Source organism: Mariniflexile ostreae (genome assembly GCF_042427585.1).
GTDB lineage: Bacteria > Bacteroidota > Bacteroidia > Flavobacteriales > Flavobacteriaceae > Pseudalgibacter > Pseudalgibacter ostreae.
Genome location: NZ_JBHMFC010000048.1, coordinates 1 through 546, shown reverse-complemented (window position 1 = coordinate 546; position 546 = coordinate 1). Strand labels below are relative to the sequence as shown.

Genomic DNA, 546 nt, shown 5'->3' with positions numbered 1-546 from the left:
TTTTAAAACAGACTTATTTTCTTGATAGAGTCAAAATAAATCCCTGTTAATAGGGCTTAACAAGTAGTTTTAGCTAATATTTAAAAACTTTCGGATGGGAGTGATTAGCGTTATTCTATTTATTAGAAATAAATTTTTTAGAATATTTTTTTTGTTTTCACCTAAGTCCATTTCTAAATTAGACTGTAAACACATTAAAGAGTTTATTAAGTTTTGATAAAAATCAAAATCGAATATATAATCATAAGATAAGCTATGCAAAAAAGAGGATTCATTTAATTTTGCATTATCATCAATAATTTCTAAAGCTCTGTCTAAAAACATTTCATTATCCTTTATATCCTGGTCCTCTTCTTTTTTTCGTTTTTTCACTTTTATCTTTATTATAAGAGCCATCTAAATTTAAAACTCCTTTAGATTTATCGTTTTTATTAAACACCTCAATAGTTTAGCCCCTTAATAGTTCGGAGTGATATTTTAAATTTGAAAACCCATATATTTGAGATATGAAATACAGGAAATGGACATTAGAACAGAAGTTAGAAA

1 protein-coding gene is annotated in these 546 nt (G+C 25.3%); it reads right to left on the bottom strand.

The window, feature by feature from the left end; translation table 11 throughout:
• Positions 1-69 precede the first annotated feature (69 nt).
• Positions 70-372: a hypothetical protein gene (locus ACFFU9_RS10360; RefSeq protein ID WP_379861364.1), complete on the bottom strand. Its 303-nt coding sequence runs from the start codon at positions 370-372 to the stop codon at positions 70-72.
• Positions 373-546: the final 174 nt, after the last annotated feature.